This window comes from Rhizobium sp. LARHSG275, assembly GCF_052871115.1.
In genome coordinates this window covers 388,858-404,571 of sequence record NZ_JBIXJN010000001.1, presented here as the reverse complement: position 1 = coordinate 404,571, position 15,714 = coordinate 388,858, and the positions used below count along the sequence as shown (strand labels likewise).

The 15,714-nt window shown below is 58.4% G+C and carries 15 protein-coding genes; 9 read left to right on the top strand and 6 right to left on the bottom strand.

The features are described 5' to 3' along the window. Positions 1-9: 9 nt before the first annotated feature. Positions 10-958, bottom strand: a protein-coding gene (locus ACIPSK_RS01870; protein WP_162115351.1) for an IS630 family transposase whose coding sequence is annotated in 2 segments (ribosomal slippage) — positions 10-621 and positions 623-958 — 948 coding nt in all. Because the reading frame shifts where the segments join, the coding sequence is not laid out codon by codon here. Between the two features lie 190 nt (positions 959-1,148). On the opposite strand from ACIPSK_RS01870, the gene ACIPSK_RS01865 reads away from it, so the two are divergent. Together ACIPSK_RS01865 and ACIPSK_RS01860 are read left to right on the top strand one after the other, a co-directional pair. Then, entirely contained in the window at positions 1,149-1,856 is a 708-nt protein-coding gene (locus ACIPSK_RS01865; RefSeq protein WP_162115077.1) for a hypothetical protein, read from the top strand. Between the two features lies 1 nt (position 1,857). Continuing rightward, entirely contained in the window at positions 1,858-3,468 is a 1,611-nt protein-coding gene (locus ACIPSK_RS01860; protein ID WP_210254147.1) for a hypothetical protein, read from the top strand. Positions 3,469-3,815: 347 nt separating this feature from the next. Here ACIPSK_RS01860 and ACIPSK_RS01855 read toward each other — a convergent pair whose 3' ends face one another. The 3 genes from ACIPSK_RS01855 to ACIPSK_RS01845 are packed head-to-tail and all read right to left on the bottom strand — an operon-like array spanning position 3,816 to position 6,905. After that, the gene (locus ACIPSK_RS01855; protein WP_162115078.1) at positions 3,816-4,916 is read right to left on the bottom strand and encodes a D-TA family PLP-dependent enzyme; all 1,101 of its coding nucleotides are present in this window, start codon (positions 4,914-4,916) and stop codon (positions 3,816-3,818) included. Continuing rightward, positions 4,917-6,392, bottom strand: coding sequence for a M81 family metallopeptidase (locus ACIPSK_RS01850; protein ID WP_162115079.1), 1,476 nt, complete (start codon positions 6,390-6,392; stop codon positions 4,917-4,919). A 30-nt stretch (positions 6,393-6,422) separates the two neighbouring features. Then, positions 6,423-6,905 carry a hypothetical protein gene (locus tag ACIPSK_RS01845; protein WP_162115080.1) on the bottom strand — a complete coding sequence of 161 codons (483 nt, stop codon included), beginning with the start codon at positions 6,903-6,905 and terminating at the stop codon, positions 6,423-6,425. 111 nt (positions 6,906-7,016) lie between these two features. Here ACIPSK_RS01845 and ACIPSK_RS01840 point away from each other — a divergent pair, with 111 nt between their 5' ends. From ACIPSK_RS01840 to ACIPSK_RS01820, 5 genes are all read left to right on the top strand, one after another. After that, the gene (locus ACIPSK_RS01840; protein ID WP_162115081.1) at positions 7,017-7,406 is read left to right on the top strand and encodes a RidA family protein; all 390 of its coding nucleotides are present in this window, start codon (positions 7,017-7,019) and stop codon (positions 7,404-7,406) included. Between the two features lie 21 nt (positions 7,407-7,427). Further along, entirely contained in the window at positions 7,428-8,291 is an 864-nt protein-coding gene (locus ACIPSK_RS01835) for a MurR/RpiR family transcriptional regulator (protein ID WP_017968441.1), read from the top strand. A 25-nt stretch (positions 8,292-8,316) separates the two neighbouring features. Further along, positions 8,317-9,093: an SDR family oxidoreductase gene (locus ACIPSK_RS01830; RefSeq protein WP_162115082.1), complete on the top strand. Its 777-nt coding sequence runs from the start codon at positions 8,317-8,319 to the stop codon at positions 9,091-9,093. Positions 9,094-9,108: 15 nt separating this feature from the next. Beyond that, positions 9,109-10,308: an MFS transporter gene (locus ACIPSK_RS01825; protein WP_162115083.1), complete on the top strand. Its 1,200-nt coding sequence runs from the start codon at positions 9,109-9,111 to the stop codon at positions 10,306-10,308. 84 nt (positions 10,309-10,392) lie between these two features. Further along, positions 10,393-11,595 carry an ROK family transcriptional regulator gene (locus ACIPSK_RS01820; RefSeq protein WP_017968444.1) on the top strand — a complete coding sequence of 401 codons (1,203 nt, stop codon included), beginning with the start codon at positions 10,393-10,395 and terminating at the stop codon, positions 11,593-11,595. A gap of 693 nt (positions 11,596-12,288) precedes the next feature. On the opposite strand, the gene ACIPSK_RS01815 is transcribed toward ACIPSK_RS01820, so the two are convergent. After that, positions 12,289-13,224 (bottom strand): DMT family transporter, encoded by a 936-nt coding sequence (locus ACIPSK_RS01815; protein WP_162115084.1) that lies wholly within the window; start codon positions 13,222-13,224, stop codon positions 12,289-12,291. Positions 13,225-13,502: 278 nt separating this feature from the next. On the opposite strand from ACIPSK_RS01815, the gene ACIPSK_RS01810 reads away from it, so the two are divergent. Further along, positions 13,503-14,243 carry a helix-turn-helix domain-containing protein gene (locus tag ACIPSK_RS01810; protein ID WP_162115085.1) on the top strand — a complete coding sequence of 247 codons (741 nt, stop codon included), beginning with the start codon at positions 13,503-13,505 and terminating at the stop codon, positions 14,241-14,243. A gap of 84 nt (positions 14,244-14,327) precedes the next feature. Here ACIPSK_RS01810 and ACIPSK_RS01805 read toward each other — a convergent pair whose 3' ends face one another. After that, positions 14,328-15,143 carry an oxidoreductase gene (locus ACIPSK_RS01805; protein ID WP_162115086.1) on the bottom strand — a complete coding sequence of 272 codons (816 nt, stop codon included), beginning with the start codon at positions 15,141-15,143 and terminating at the stop codon, positions 14,328-14,330. A gap of 90 nt (positions 15,144-15,233) precedes the next feature. Here ACIPSK_RS01805 and ACIPSK_RS01800 point away from each other — a divergent pair, with 90 nt between their 5' ends. Further along, the gene (locus ACIPSK_RS01800) at positions 15,234-15,710 is read left to right on the top strand and encodes a winged helix-turn-helix transcriptional regulator (RefSeq protein ID WP_162115087.1); all 477 of its coding nucleotides are present in this window, start codon (positions 15,234-15,236) and stop codon (positions 15,708-15,710) included. The last annotated feature ends 4 nt before the right edge of the window (positions 15,711-15,714 follow it).

Here is a 15,714-nt window from a genome sequence, read left to right as displayed (position 1 = left end):
TAGAGCGTTTCAGGTTTTGACGGAAGCGTATCCGGCATTGTCGAAGTAGTTGCTGCATTCGCTGGGCTCGATGGTTGTGACGAGGTGTCCGATGTGGCGCCAGGTGTCATCGATGGTTCGCTTCTGAGCCAGGCGCATCCAGTGCTTGATTTTGGCGAAAGCCTGTTCGATCGGATTGAGGTCGGGGGAGTATGGCGGCAAGTACCAGAGCCGAGCACCAGCGTTGCGGATCATCTGACGGATGGCGACCGACTTGTGGGAGCCGAGATTATCCATCACGACGATGTCGCCGGGTTTGAGCACCGGTACGAGTTGCTGCTCGACATAGGCGCGAAAGCACTCACCGTTGATCGGTCCATCGAAGACACAGGGTGCGGTGAGCCGATCGCAGCGCAACGCGCCGAGGAAAGTCAGGGTGCGCCAATGTCCGTGCGGCGCGAAGCTGCGCAGGCGTTTGCCCTTCGGCCCCCACCCTCGAAGCGGCGCCATGTTGGTCTTGATCCAGGTTTCATCGATGAAGACCAGCCGTCTTGGATCGAGGCCAGCCTGCCAGGATCGCCAGCGCTGTCGCCGTCGCGCGACGTCAGCGCGCGCCTGCTCAAGGGCGAACAGTGTTTTTTTTGAACCGCAATCCCTCACGCCGCAGGAACTGCCATACCGTATCGTGGGATACCTTCACCCCTCGCGCGGCCAGCTCTTCCTTCAACCTGTGCAGTGACACATGCGGCGTCTGGTTGATCCGCTCCACGATAAACGCCCGATGCGGCTCCAGAACCCGCTTGCGGTGGCCGCCCATCTTCCCAGGCGCGACAGATCCGCTCGAACGATAACGCTGCGACCACTTTACCGCTGAAGACACGGCAATACCGAACCGCGCCGCAACCGACCGGCAGCTCTCACCGGCTTCGATTGCAGCAACAACACGCTCACGAAGATCATTGGAAAGAGGTCGCGTCATTCGATGCTGGCCTCCACTCCAGCCAGCATCTTGAATCACAAAACACACAAAACGGAATCCCTTCCGATTCAACTAAATCCGGATACGCTCTAATAAGCTGCAATGACTTTCGAACTACTTTTTCGTGTAGACACTCCCATTCTGCAACGATACCCTTTCTGCCGTTGCTACGGATTCGAATGGGGGACACGTGGACGCAAAGACTCACCTCGATAATCTTCGACAGGAGCTGAATGGCGTATTCGATCAAACCGTCAGAGAGGCACTTGACGCCGGCCAATCACACTACTTCTCGACCTGTCTATTTGATTTCGCTGAACAACTAGAAGACGAGGCTGAAAGGAAGATAATAACAACCGTATGCGCCCAAATTCAAGGTGCCACATTGACGGCGGCATTCGGATTGTACCGCCAAGCCTTTTCGTCGTTGAGGCTGGCGCTGGAGATGGGACTAAGCGCAGCATATTTTTCGATTCATCGTCTTGAACTGAATGAATGGCTTGATGGACGTGAAGACATTCACTGGAATCGCCTTATCGATGACGAAAGGGGTGTCCTGTCAACTCGCTTTGCAAAAGCTTTTTTCCCCGAACTTTCTAGCGAGATAAAGGCGACGAAAGAAGATGCTATAACTCTATATAGGAATCTGTCTGAATTTGTTCACGGAAATAATGAGACTTGGGAAGCGAGCGGCTTATCAATAAAGTATAGACTTGATATTTGCAGAAAGTACGAAACGCAATGTAAAAAGATATTTGAAATAATACTTATGACACTTTGTTGCCGACACCTTAAATCCTTCAAAGCGGAATCGCTAGAGGCTCTAGCGTTCATTCCTGACGAATTTACTCATATCGGCGCCATTCGAGAAATTTTTGGCGGCCCAAAGGATATTTAAGATGGTCTTTTATCTCCGGACAGAAAGCATCAAGCAGGACGACATTCTAAAGCTGTCAGTAATCAATTCCGCTGACGCATCGATTATCACAGCACTGAAGTCGCCGGAACCATGCCTGCTTGAAGGATCGCGCGGAACAGGCAAATCGTTTTTAATGAAAGTCGCCGAAGCGCAGATCGAAAGTGAAAATAATGCTGCGCTTTCTGTTTTCGTTTCTTTCAATATAAGCTCGCTGATAACCACCAAGGACCCACTTCAATTTTACCACTGGATGCTGGCGAAGACTCTTAAAGCGTTAATCAATAAATTGAGGAAAAAGGGACTGTCAATATCGCCTTTTGCCGCCGCACTGCTAAGCAACGACGAATTTGATCAACAATCTGACATTGAAAAAGACCTTCGAGAGATTGTTAAAAAATTCGAGGATTCCTATAGGGGACAATCAGACGTTGCTATATCTATGCTACCGGACATAGAAGATGTCAAAGAAGCGATCGAAGCAATTTGCTCAGACAACGGCTTGGATAGAATCTACTTCTTCTTCGATGAGGCTGCGCACGTCTTTCGGCCCGATCAGCAAAGGCAATTCTTCAGCCTATACAAGGATTTGCGGTCACCCTTTATCACCTGTAACGCAGCAATATACCCTGGGGTGACTTATTTTGGTGATTCCTTCGAGCCAAATCATGACTGCATATATAAACGTCTGGAGCGCAATATTACAGATGCGGACTATTTGCAGTACTTCAAGGACATAGTCGACAAACAGGCGGATGAAAATCTAAAATCCGCTATAGATTCGCAAAGAGACGTGTTCAACACGCTTGCACTATCAAGCGGGGGAAATCCGCGGATTTTACTTAGGACGATCCAAGACTTGGAGAAGGTGAACTCTTCCTCGGTAAACAAAGTCTTGAAGACATTCTACAGAGGGCAAGTCTGGGGAGAACATACCGAGCTCGGAGAGAAATACAGCGGCCACAAGGCTCTAGTTGATTGGGGTCGGGATTTCCTTGAGAAGCACGTCATACCGTCCGTCGAAAGCTACAACAATCAGCGGAAGGACAAAGGCGTAGATGAATCTACGATCTACTTCTGGGTCCATAAAGACTGCCCCGCTTCGGTCAAAGAGGCCCTCCGCCTCCTAACTTATACCGGTATAATTCGCAAGATTGACGCGTCCGTTAGAGCTACGCGCTCTGAGCTCGGCGCACGATACGAAGTGAAATATGGCTGCATAATCGCCAGTGAAAGTAGTCCGACAGCTGAGTCTCTGATATTTCTTAGGAACCTCTCTCTGAAAAAATTTCCAGAATTTGGCAAGAATCACTCTTCGTATTTAGAAATTCGGGACATCCAATCTCATCAGCTTACCGACCAGCAATATGTAAGCGCTCTGGGTCAGATGTTGGCAAAGCCTATAGATGTGCTTACTCTGCTTACAGAATGGCAGAAAGCGAAGCTAAAAGGAGCCAATATTACGACTATTGAGCAGTTGCATTTGAACAGTGAGGAAGAATTGATCGAAAATATCTATCAAGTTGGGCCGGCACGTGCTCGATTGATGAAGAATGCGGCAACGGCTGAACTCTTAGAATACCTTTCTGGGTGACCTGCAGAAAGAAACTCACTTATTCATTGAGGCCTGCTTCAGCCCCGTGGTGCTCACAATTAGGGATGCTAGAAAAGGCGGCTTTTGGTAAGCCGTCTTGAGCTTGGAACGACAGAGATAAGGTTGCAAACGAACGTCGAGGTCGGCCGGCGCGCTGTATGGCTGCTGTTCCGCCTTCAAACCTCAAACCGGACGGTCGGGAAGCGGCCCAAAGCGAACACTCACCCGTAGCGCCTGAGTCCGCCATTGGCGCAATGAGGTCATCCGCCGCGCGCACGTCTTGCGGTACTTGCTGATACTGAAGCGTCCGGTGATCAGGCCATTTCGCCCTCAACCGGAATCAGCCCCTACCAGACGAGACCGCGGGCCGCGACGTCCTCGACGCGGGTGACGATGCCGCCCCGATGAAAGACCATCGTATCGAACAGGTTGGAGACCACGCAGGTGTGGTTCGGAATGATGAAGAGCTTCTCGCCAATTTGCGGCCGGGGGCCGGTGCAGTTCGACAGGTCGATCACGCCATGTTCTTCCGAGAGGCTGCTGATCCGCGCTTCGGGATAGCCGACGACCAGGCCGTAATCGCTGAAACCCTGAAGATCCGATGTCAGCGCCTTCGAGCCGGCATCGATGACGGCGCGGTCGGCGTTGGGGCGGGAGACGACGGTTGCCAGCACGTGCATGGCGCAATCGTCCTCGGTGCAATGGCCCATGCGCACCATCTGGCGGTCGTTGTAGATATAGGTGCCGGCGCGGTGCTCGGTGGCCGATTTGACGAGATGCGCCTCGAAGAGGCTTGGCGTTCCGCCATTGCTGACGATCGGGCAGCTTATGCCTTCCGATGTCAGCTGTGCGAGCGCCTCTTTGATGAAGGCTTCGACGGCGGCGGCCGATTGCGGTTTCGGATAGGTCACGATGCCGCCGAAGGTGAGGCCGTCGGCAGCGGCGATACGCTTGGCGAGAGAGGCCGCCTCCCCCGGTGTCTGCACGCCGCAGCGGCCGCCGCCGGTGTCGCATTCCACAAGCACATTCAGCGGCTTGTGGCCGGAGAAATGTGCCGCGAGGCCATCGACCGTCACTTCGCTGTCGGCGACCACCTTGAGGGCCGAAATTCTCTCGTTCAACTTGCCCAGCCGCTCGAGCTTTTGCTGTCCGAGGATATTGAAGGTGATGAGGATGTCCTCGAAACCGGCCTCGGCAAAGACTTCGGCCTCCGTCACCTTCTGGCAATTGATGCCCTTGGCGCCGGCGGCAATCTGCGCGACGGCGAGAGCCGGGATCTTGTGCGTCTTGATATGCGGGCGGAAGTTCAGCCCGTGCTGATCCATGTAGGATTGAACGCGGACGATGTTTGCAGCCAGCCTGTCTTCGTCGATCACGGGACGCGGCGTCGAGAGATCGGCGATCCTGTCGCCTGCCTTGGCGATGACGGCAAAGCTGTTGTCATGCATCTAGGCGGCTCCGCGTTCTAACCCATGTGGATCGGCGACGATCGGCCATATGGTCTTCGGTGCCCGCCGGTACGGCGTCGTCGCCGGATTATTGGGATAGGGCGTTCCGGCCGAGCAGTAAAGGATCTCGGCGGCGATCTTCGAGAAGGACGCGAAGAAGTGGTTGGTGGATTTGATCACCAGGATCTTCTGCCGAGCGGGATCGATGCCCATCGCCGAAAACAGGCTGGGATCGAAGCTTTGAGCGCGCGTCGAATTGAGGATGATGTCGATGCCGTCAAGCACGATATGGGCGGCATCGCCGAAAGGCGCGAGGCTCTCGCCGAACTGCATCTCGGCATTCTTGACCAGCTTGACGATTTTCACGGTGCCATCGACGGGATTGCCGGTGCCAGGCGCCGACTTGGCGCCGAAGCGCAACGGAATTTCTGCCCCCTCGCCCGCCGCAAAACAAATCTGGACGGCCACCGGATCCCAGATGGTGCCGATCGCAGCACTGGTGACGCCGCGGGCGATCAGCTCCGCGAGAATGACGGTCGCGTCCCCTGCCGTGCCGCCGCCCGGATTATCCCAGACATCGGCGATGACTACCGGCCATGCGGTTGCGGCAAGCGCGCGCGTGACGGCTTCCTTCTCGTCGATCTGCGGAACCATGAAGGTACCGCGCTTGGAAAACAGCTCGAGGCCGAGTTCGCGCGCCAAAGCCGCGCCCTTTTCGGGCTTATTATCAGTCACGACAAGCAGCTTCGTCCCCATTTCGGGAACGTCGCCCACCATGAAACCGTGGATCACCGAGATCGACAAGACGTCCGGATCATCCGTCTCGATCTGCATGATCTTGTCGACGAAGGAACGCATCGGTTCGCGCGATGTCGGGAAGACGTCGATCATCTTGCAGTCGAACACCGACATATCAGGCTTGATCCGGCCTTCGAGCGTATCGACCGCGATGCGCCAGAGATCCTCGGCGCGGTCGACGAAGTCCGTATGCGGAAACTCCTTGAAATAGACGGCGAAATCGAGAGCGGCGACGCGCTTTTCGGTGAGATGGCTGTGCGGATCGAGCTCAGCGCAGATGAGGACCTTGGGCCCGACGATCTCGCGGATGCGTGAGAGAAGATCGCCTTCGGTATCCTCGTATCCGGCAGCCACCATGGCGCCATGCAGGCCCATGACGACGGCGTCGACAGGCATTGCCCCGCTGAGTTGCTCGAGGATTTCGTCACGTAGCTCCTCGTAAGTTCCCCGGTTGACGAGGCCTGCTGGGTCGGCCCAGGTGGCCGTTCCCTCAATCAGTTCCCAACCCTTTTCTCGGGTGACGCGTCTTCCGACGGTGATCGGCGCGGTGCAAAGCGTCGGTGTTTCGGGATGCTGGCCAGGCGGGGCATAAAGAGAGGCTTCGAATGCGCGACGATCCACGCAGATCGGGGAAAAGGTGTTGGTCTCGGTCGCCAATGCTGCCGTGAAAATGCGCAAGAAAGTGGCCTTCGTGATGTCGGCCCCGCGTCAACCCATCGGGTTCGGCAGGTAGCCGGTGAAACCTGAGATTTTCCAGCGTCCTTGATGAAGCCTGCAATAATAGAGCGTCTGCCATTGCAGGACATCCCGGGTGCCGTCAGGCTTGGAAATGCTGCCGTCGAATTTCTTGCGAACCAGCGCCATGTCGCCTTCGATCTCGATATCCTCAAGCGTCGTCGTGGTGAAGATCGCCGTGCGCGCATCTTCTGCGAAACTCTGCTCGGCGAAATCCTTTGCCTGCCTCAGCCATTCCTGGCGATAAGCCGACAGCGTCGGAAATGCCAGACGCCACCTGTCGGGGCTAACCTGCTTCTGGGCATCGATACCGATGAAGCCCTCTTCGACGAAGTCATGCTCGACCATCGACCAGTCGGCGGCCAGAAATGCATCGATATCGCGCGGAACGAGCATTTCCCAGATGGCATGCCGGGCGCTGTCTGACGTGAAAGGATTCTGGAAAGGATCGCGCATATCAGCCCCGGATTGAAATTCTTTTCATAAACGGCGTTTTTCACTGGTCAAATTCTGCTTTCTATGGTCACTTGTCAACTTATCAAGAAAATAATTTGCAAGGACTTCAGCATGCCGATCAAGCGCTATGGCACTGTTCAAACGGGCGCCGGCGGCAAGGCGCTGCCTTTCGCACGTGCGGTCGAGGCCGACGGATGGCTGTATGTTTCCGGCCAGGTTGCGATGGAGGATGGCGAAATCATCGACGGCAACATCATTGCCCAGACCCACAAGACGATCGCCAATGTCCTTTCGATTCTCGATGAGGCCGGATACGGCGTCGAGGATGTGGTGCGCGTCGGCGTCTGGCTCGACGATTCGCGCGACTTCTGGACCTTCAACAATATCTATCAGGAGTATTTCGGCGAACATCCGCCGGCACGCGCCTGTGTGCAATCGTCGATGATGGTCGATTGCAAGGTTGAGATCGATTGCGTGGCCTATAAGAAGAAGGACGCATAGCGAGCCATCGGGGGGACGGGTTTGGATATCTTTTCGACGTTGCAGGAAGATAGGGGCCGGCTCTCTCCCTCCGAGAGCCGCATCGCGGAAATCATCGTCAACGACTTCGAGTTTGCCGTGAATGCCTCGATCATCGAGCTCGCTGAACGGGCCGAGGTATCGCCGCCAACCGTCACCCGTTTTTGCCGGCGGCTCGGTTGCGAGAGCTTTTCCGACTTCAAGGTGCAACTCGCCCGCACTGCCCATATCGGCGTGCGTTATCTGAAGCCGGAATCGAAAAGCACCGATCCGGCCGATGTCGCCCAGGATATCATCACCAAGGCCCAGAACGCGCTCTTCCTGCTGCATCGGTCGCTCGATCTTGCCGCGATCGAAGCTGCCGTTTCGCATATCGCCAAGGCCGATATGATCTATGCGTTCGGGTCAGGCGGCAATTCGTCGATGATCGCCGACGAGCTCCAGAACCGCCTCTTCCGTCTCGGGCTTCGCATCACGGCAAGTTCCGACCACAGTATGCAGCTGATGATGGCGGCCGCGGCAAGGCCGGGCGACGTGTTGATCGGTTCGTCCTTCTCCGGGCGCAATACGGAGCTGGTGCGGGCTTTCGAGCTTGCCCGCCACGCGAAGGTGAAGACGATCGCTTTGACACAGACGGCAAGCCCGGTCGCCAAGGCTGCCGAAATCGTCGTGCCGATCGATCTACCCGAAGGTAGCAATATCTATCGCCCGACCTCGACGCGCATCGCCTACATCGCCACGGTCGATATCCTGTCGAGCCTGGTCGCCTATGCCGTTCAGCCGAAGGCGACGACCACGCTTCGGCGCATCAAGCAGCAGCTGGTCATTCACCGCGACGGCGATGACCGGCAATTGCTTGGAGATTGAGGTTCATGAATGGGGGCGACGGAAAATGACGCAGTCGATAGCCATCGTTACCGGCGCTGCAGGTGATATCGGCGCGGCGATCGCCGCACGGCTCGCCGATGACCACGACGTCGTGTTGCTCGCCGATATCGATGCGAAGGCCGCGGCTGCGGTGGCGTCGAAGCTCGGACCGGGCAACCGCTTCGTCGCCGTCCAATGCGATGTGACCAGCGAGACGAGCATTGCGGCATTGGCAAGACGCGCCGCCGACGTCGGCGTCGTTCGAACCCTGGTCAACAATGCGGGTGCTGCCCGCGCCACCAGCCTGCACGAGACGACGCCCGAGATCTGGCGGGCGGACAATGCGCTTAATCTCGAGGCGGCATTCTTATGTTTCCGCGCGTTCGAGCCGATGCTGACGGTTTCGAAGGGGTCCGTCGTCAACATCGCCTCGGTCAACGGCATGCATGTCTTCGGTCACCCGGCCTACAGCGCCGCCAAGGCCGGCCTTCTGCATTTCACCCGGCTGGTCGCCGTGGAATACGGCAAGTTCGGCATCCGCTCCAACGCGGTTGCACCCGGCACGGTGAAGACGCAGGCCTGGGAAGCGCGCGCGGCAGTCAACCCCAACGTTTTCGAGGAAGCACGCCGCTGGTATCCGCTGCAGCGCGTCGTCGATCCGAAAGATGTCGCCAATGCCGTGGCCTTCCTCGCCGGTCCCCAGGCCGCCTCCATCACCGGCGTCTGCCTGCCTGTCGATTGCGGCCTGACGGCAGGCCAGGCCGAGCTCGCGCGGACCTTCTCCCAATCGGAGCACTACTGACATTCAGATGCCCGCATGAGCCGCCTTTTCCCCGACGTCTTCCGCAATCCGGCGATCCGCGCCAGCATGATCGCCATTTTCACCTTCGGCATGGCGGGGGCGATGACTGCACCCTATCGTTCGGTCGTGGGTATCCGCGAATTAGGCTTGAGCGATGGGCTCTATTCCTTCCTGAGTTTCGTCTCGGCGGCCGTGAATGTCGTCATCAGCATCCTGCTCGGCAATCTCGCCGACCGGTTGGGCGAGTACCGGTCGACGATGATCGGCGCCTGCCTGTTCGGCATCGTCGGCTACGGCATGGTCTACGCCTTTCCCAGCGCCGCCGTCTTCGTCATCGCCGGCTTGCTTCCCCTGCCGATCTACGGGGCGCTGAACTCGCTGCTGTTTGCCAATGCGCGTGCGGCGATGCAGGGCATGAGCCGAAGCGACATGGTGACGGCCAACTCCGGCGTGCGCGCCATGATCTCATTGTCCTGGGTGCTGATCCCCGGCATCACCGGCCTGCTGCTGTCCGGCGCATCGAGCATGCTGCCGGCTTACCTCTTTGCCGGCCTCTCATGTCTGCTCTGCCAAGGCATCATCATCTTCGCCCTGCCGAAGCGGGCGGCGACAGAGATGGCTGCAGTTCATCATCTCACCTATCTCGGCGCGCTTCGCCAGGTGGTTTCGCCGCGAATATCGGCGCATATCTGCGGGGTGGCGCTGATCACCAGCACGCTGCATCTCAATGACGCCCTGCTGCCATTGATCGCCACCGGTGCTGCGCATGGCAGGCTGAGCGACGTCGGGATTCTGGTCGGTATCGTCGCATTGCTTGAGGTCGTCTTCATCATCGTCTGGTCGCGGATCGCCCGGAAGACCGGCCAGATGACCGCGCTTGCCGCCGGCACCATCATATACGCCGTGTTCCTCAGCCTTCTCGGCTTTGCCTCCGAACCGTGGCACCTCTATGCGCTCACCTTGCTCGCCGGTATCGGAGCCGCCGCAATCATCAGCTTTCCGATCACCTATCTGCAGGATCTCATCGCCGACCGGCCGGGGCTCGGCAGTGCACTGATCTCCGTCAATATCTTTGCCAGCGCCGGGATCGGCGCGCTGATCTTTGCCGTCGGCACCTATGTGACAGGCTATTCGGGAACCGCGATCCTGAGCGCCGTCACCGGATTGTCCGGGATAGCGATCATCGGCCTCTTGCACAGACGCGGTGTCCGTTGAGCAAATAAGACGTTCCGAAGAATGGAGCTTTCATCGGTGTTCGTCTTGTGACAAGGGTGACGCACCATTTCCTTTGAAGGCGACATGAAGGCGATCTCCGGCACGAATCTCGAGCAGGCCAAGTCTCACAACCGGCGTGTGGTGATCGAGGCTGTCCGCACGAATGGTCCCTTGTCGCGCGCGGCGATCGCCCGGATGACGGCGCTGACAGCTCAGACCGTATCGAACATCGTCGAGGAGCTGGAGCGATCGCACCTTCTCGTTCCGGCCGAGGCGCAGAAGCTGGCGCGCGGCCAGCCGATTATCCCCTACTCCATCAATCCGCGCGGCGCCTATTCGATCGGTCTCGAACTTGGCCGGCAGCGCGCCAGCGGGGTTCTGACGGATCTCTCCGGCGCCGTCTGCGCGCGCATCGAGCGGCACGTCGAACATCCCGACCCGCAAAGGGCGATGCCGGCTCTCCAGTCCATCGTCGAGGATCTTCAGCAGGCTTTCACATTCGACCGGAACAGGTTGCTCGGCGTCGGGATGGCCCTGCCCGGCCGCTATGCCGATGGCGGCACCACGTCGCTCAGTCCGCTGAACCTGCCCGGCTGGCAGGGTTTTCCTGTCGGGCATGAGCTGGAACAGCGGGTAAAGGTGCCGGTGCTTGTCGAAAACGACGCGACGGCAGCGGCGATCGGCGAGCGTCTTCACGGTGTCGCCCGCGGTTTGGGCAGCTTCGTCTATCTGTTTCTCGCCGGCGGCGGCGGCATCGGCGCTGGAATGTTCCTCGACGGCCACCTCTACAAGGGCAGCCGCAACAATGCCGGCGAGATCGGCCACATCATCGTCGAACCGCATGGCAAGCTCTGCAGCTGCGGCAAGCGCGGCTGTCTGGATCGCTACATCTCGCCAGCCGTCGCCTACGAATTCATGGGCATTGCCAACGCCGAGGAGCTGTCGCCCGACGATCTCGACGCGCTGATCGCCAAGGGCGGCGAAGGTCTCGATACCTGGCTGGATCAGGCCGCCCAACCGCTGCGGCAGACCGTCGATTTTCTCGAACTGGCCTTCGATCCGCAGACCATCGTGCTCGGCGGCAGCATATCGACATCGCTGATGCTTCGGCTTGCGGAACGGCTGGAGCCGCTGCACGTTCCGATCGATCCCAACCAGCAGCGGACGGTGCCCCGCGTGATGATCGGCATGACCGGCAAAGATACCGCGATCCTCGGCGCTGCCGCCCTGCCGATCTTTTCCGAAACCAATCCGCGCTTCGACGTACTGCAAAAGCCGCTCGGCTAAAAGGTTGGCCGATAGTTCGACTATTAACTTAGCCAGTCGGTCAACGGTCGCGGAAAATTTGATTTAGTGAAAGTATTGCTGAAGAAAAATGATGTAGAGTATTATCGGTGAAGAAGCGATTGTGGTTATTATGAGAAATTTACGCCTTAGTGATAGATACTCTGTGGAAATCTCGGGCGGGCAATCGGGATGACCATAGGCGATTCCCGTGAAAATAGTTCCGGCGTGGTAAGTTATGTTCGCTATGCGGGCAGCGCGTGCCGCGAGCATTTCGTTACGCACATAAAAGTAAGCAGTCAGCGCGCAGATGATTACACAATCAATTCCCAGCGTGACGCGGATCGCAAAGTTGATTTCACCGTGCGTCATTCCTTGCCCCAGCCCCCAGAAAACAGTCCATTTATACCCCCACCTTCTCGCGAATTTATCCTCGTGCAAGTGGAATGAGGCGTTTTCCTCTGCTTCCTCTTCTACGCCATTGAAGGTGGTTAACGGATCGTCAGAACAGTCAACTCGTCTAAGACTCCCACACCAGCATCATCGCCCTCAAGACTGCTGCAGCCCTGCGAGCGCTTTGAAGCGTTCCCATGACTTTGCCGACGGCTTCGTCCACCCGGTTTCGGAGAGTCCTGAGACGCGCAGGAAGAAGAAGGTCGAAGACAGCGCGTTCCATCTGAAAGATCGCGACGCGCTTTAGCGCACCTCGCCGGTCCTTGAGCCGCGCGCCGGCAAGCTCGCATCTGGTTGTGAGGGGCGACGGGCCAGAGGTCGCGCAAAGATGACCACGTTGCCGAGAAGCGTCAGCGCCAGGCCGATCAGGCCCAGACCGCTCCAGTGGTAGCCCTCGAAGACCGTCGACAGGGACAGGGCGACGATCGGGAACAGGACGGTGGCATAGGCCGCGCGTGAGGAGCCGATGCGCGACACCAGCATGAGATAGGTGGTGAAGCCGATCACCGATCCGATTGCCGCGAGATAGAGCAGCGCGGCAAGATAGGTGATGTCAGGCGGCGCCACGATCGGCGTTTGCGTCACGGCAATCAGGAAGAGGAGGATGATCGTGCCATAGCTCATGCCCCAGGCATTGGCGGTCAACGGTGAGATTCCGGCCGCGCTGTTTCGACGCGATGCCATGTTGCCCAGCGAGAAGAACAGCGTGCCAAGTGCTGCGAGCCCGATCCCTTTCAACGTGCCGATATCGAAATCGACGACAACGTCCTGTCCAAAAAGGAGGAGGAGCCCGGTTGCTCCGAGCGCCGCTGCGAGAAGCGTGCGGCCTGTAATGCGGTCGCCGAAGAAGAGGCGCGCATTGACGGCATTATAGATTGTTGCGAGCGAGAAGATCACCGAGATCAGCCCGGACGGGATAGAGGCGGCGGCGTTGTAGAAACAGATGAAATTGAGGCTAAACAGGCAGAGCGCTTGCGCAAGGATGAAAGGTTGATCGCGCAAGGCAGGGAGCTTGAGCCGCCGCATGACAGCCAGGATGGCGACGAGGATCACGGCTGCGGCCGCAAATCTGTAAAAGACCGAGACCAGGACCGGCACGGGACCGACCTGCATCGCAATGGCGATCCAGGTCGTCCCCCATATCAGGACGGTGGCGATGAAGAGAGCGGCATTTGCCATGGCGTGATCCTCGTTTTCCCGACGAATAGGCAAACCGTGGACAGGTCTCTTGCAGATTCTTGCTATGAAATTGATTTGCCCGGACTTCCCTGCTCGCCATGCGGACCACCCACCAGTATTGTTCGCAAGGCTTGGCCAGGTGTGGGGAAGAATTGGTGAAGGATAGCCGCCTTTCGGTTTTCAGATTTTTGTCGGCATCTCCCTCTGCGCGGATGTCGCAGTCCATCGATTTGGGATTCGGGCGATCTGCGGCCCTCTGGAGCAATGGCAGCGACAGGATGAGCTATGAGCGCCCGGACGGCCATACGTTCAGCCTTTATCTCAACGGTGGCGCCGGAACCCGCCGCCTGGATGGCAGCCCCACCGGTCAAGGCCGGCCCGGCGCCTTGTGTGTCATGCCGCAGGGGCACTCGTCCGAATGGGAAATCACCGATCCGTTCGAATTCGTCCATCTCTACGTTCCCGACGACCAGATGCGCCGGATGTTTGCCGAGACGTTCGACCGCGATTCCAGGCTTATGGCTGTTGCCGAAGCGACCTTCGCCGATGCACCCGTCTTGGCGCATAAGCTTCGGCAGCTGACCGAAGCGATGTTGGCGGGTGACCATCTGCTGGCTGAAGAAGCGATGACGCAGACGATCGACGATTTCTTCGTTGATCCGCGTTATGGAGGAATGCGTCCCCGTGCGATCAGCGGCGGGCTCGCTCCTCACGTGCGGCGCCGGATCCTGGAGTATATCGAGGCCAATCTCGGTGAGACAATCCGCTTGCAGGATCTGGCGGCGATCGGGCAGCTCAGCGCCTTTCATTTTCAGCGGATGTTCCGGGCAAGCTACGGTGTGTCCCCACATGGCTGGGTGGCTCACCGGCGTATCGAGCGCGCCAAATCGATGTTATCCGGCAGTGACCCGATCGCGCAGATCGCTTCAGCCTGCGGCTTCAGCAGCCAGAGCCACATGACACGGGCATTTAAATTAGGCACAGGCGTCACACCCTCCGCCTACCGGCAACGGCAGTGAAGCGCCTTCGCTCGGCACGTGTTTGTTGGCTGTGGGCGGGCGGGACGGCAGCCTTGATCCCTCGCCGATAACGCCGGCGCTGGCTCAACCGGGAAGCTTGTTGAATTTCCGGAGGCTCTTGTCGACGAAGGACTCGGGCAGGAAGCGGCGGATGAAACGGATCTGCCCTGCTGCTTTCCCAGCTGTGTAACGTCTCTTGGGCGAGGCCGCATTGGCAGCCCGGATGACGGTTGCGGCGACCACCTCGGGCGCATCGCCCGTTGAGATGATCTCGCGCATCAGCTTCTCCGCGTCGGCGCGCGCCGCATCATAGACGGCAAGCGGCCGGTCCGGCCGCGTGATGTTCTCCTCGAAGGAGGTGCGGGTGATGCCCGGTTCGACGAGCACGACACGGATGCCCTGCGTGCGCACCTCATGATCGAGGGATTCCGAATAGCCTTCGATCGCGTGCTTGGTCGCCGCGTAAAGCGCGTTGAAGGGCGCCGGGATCAGCCCAAGGATCGAGCTCAGGTTGATGATCCGGCCGCTGCGCTGCCGCCGCATCACCGGCAGCACCGCATTGGTCATTCGCATCGTGCCGAAGACGTTGACGTCGAACACGGCTTTAGCCTGCGCCGTGGTCGATTCCTCGGCGCCGCCGAGCAGGCCGATCCCGGCATTGTTGACGAGAAGATCGATCCGTCCCGTGCGTTTCAGAACCTCGTCGACGACGCCCTGCACCGATTGATCGTCGATGACGTCGCAGATCAGCATGGTGATGCCGTCGGCGGTGTCGGCCATTGGCTTTCGGCTGGTGCCGAACACCTGGTAACCGTCGCGTAGCAAGGCCTTCGCCGTTACCAGCCCGATGCCGGAAGAGGCCCCTGTGACCAGGGCGATGCCGCGTTCTCTTTTGCTCATCAACGTCTGCCTTCGTTTTTGTCGTGGAATATCCATGCGCATTCTGTTACTATTAAATTGATAGCAAGTCACTACTAAAAAGATATCGACATGAAGAATCTTTCGAACCAGCCCTGCCTGATCGCCCGTAGCCTGGCACTCGTCGGCGATGCGTGGAGCATGTTGATCATGCGCGACGCCCATGCGGGGCTGACCCGCTTCGATGAATTTCGCAAAAGCCTCGGAATCGTCCCGACAATGCTGACGGGGCGGCTGTCATCGCTGACCGAGGAAGGATTGCTGGAAAAGCGTCGCTATTCCGAGCGTCCGCCGCGCGATGAATATGTGCTGACGGATGCCGGCCGCGACTTTCTGCCGGTGCTGTTTGCAATCGGCGCCTGGGGCCGCAAGCACCGCGGCGGCGGTGCCGTTACCCGCTTCTTCGACGCCGAGACCGGAACCGAGATCGACCCCGTCACCATCGACCGCGCGACCGGCGCGCCGATTGGAACACGTCCTATTCGTATCGCCGCACCCGGATGCGAGCTGCCCGCGGCAGATGAAGTGGCACCTGACAACGCCCCTTGAAAGC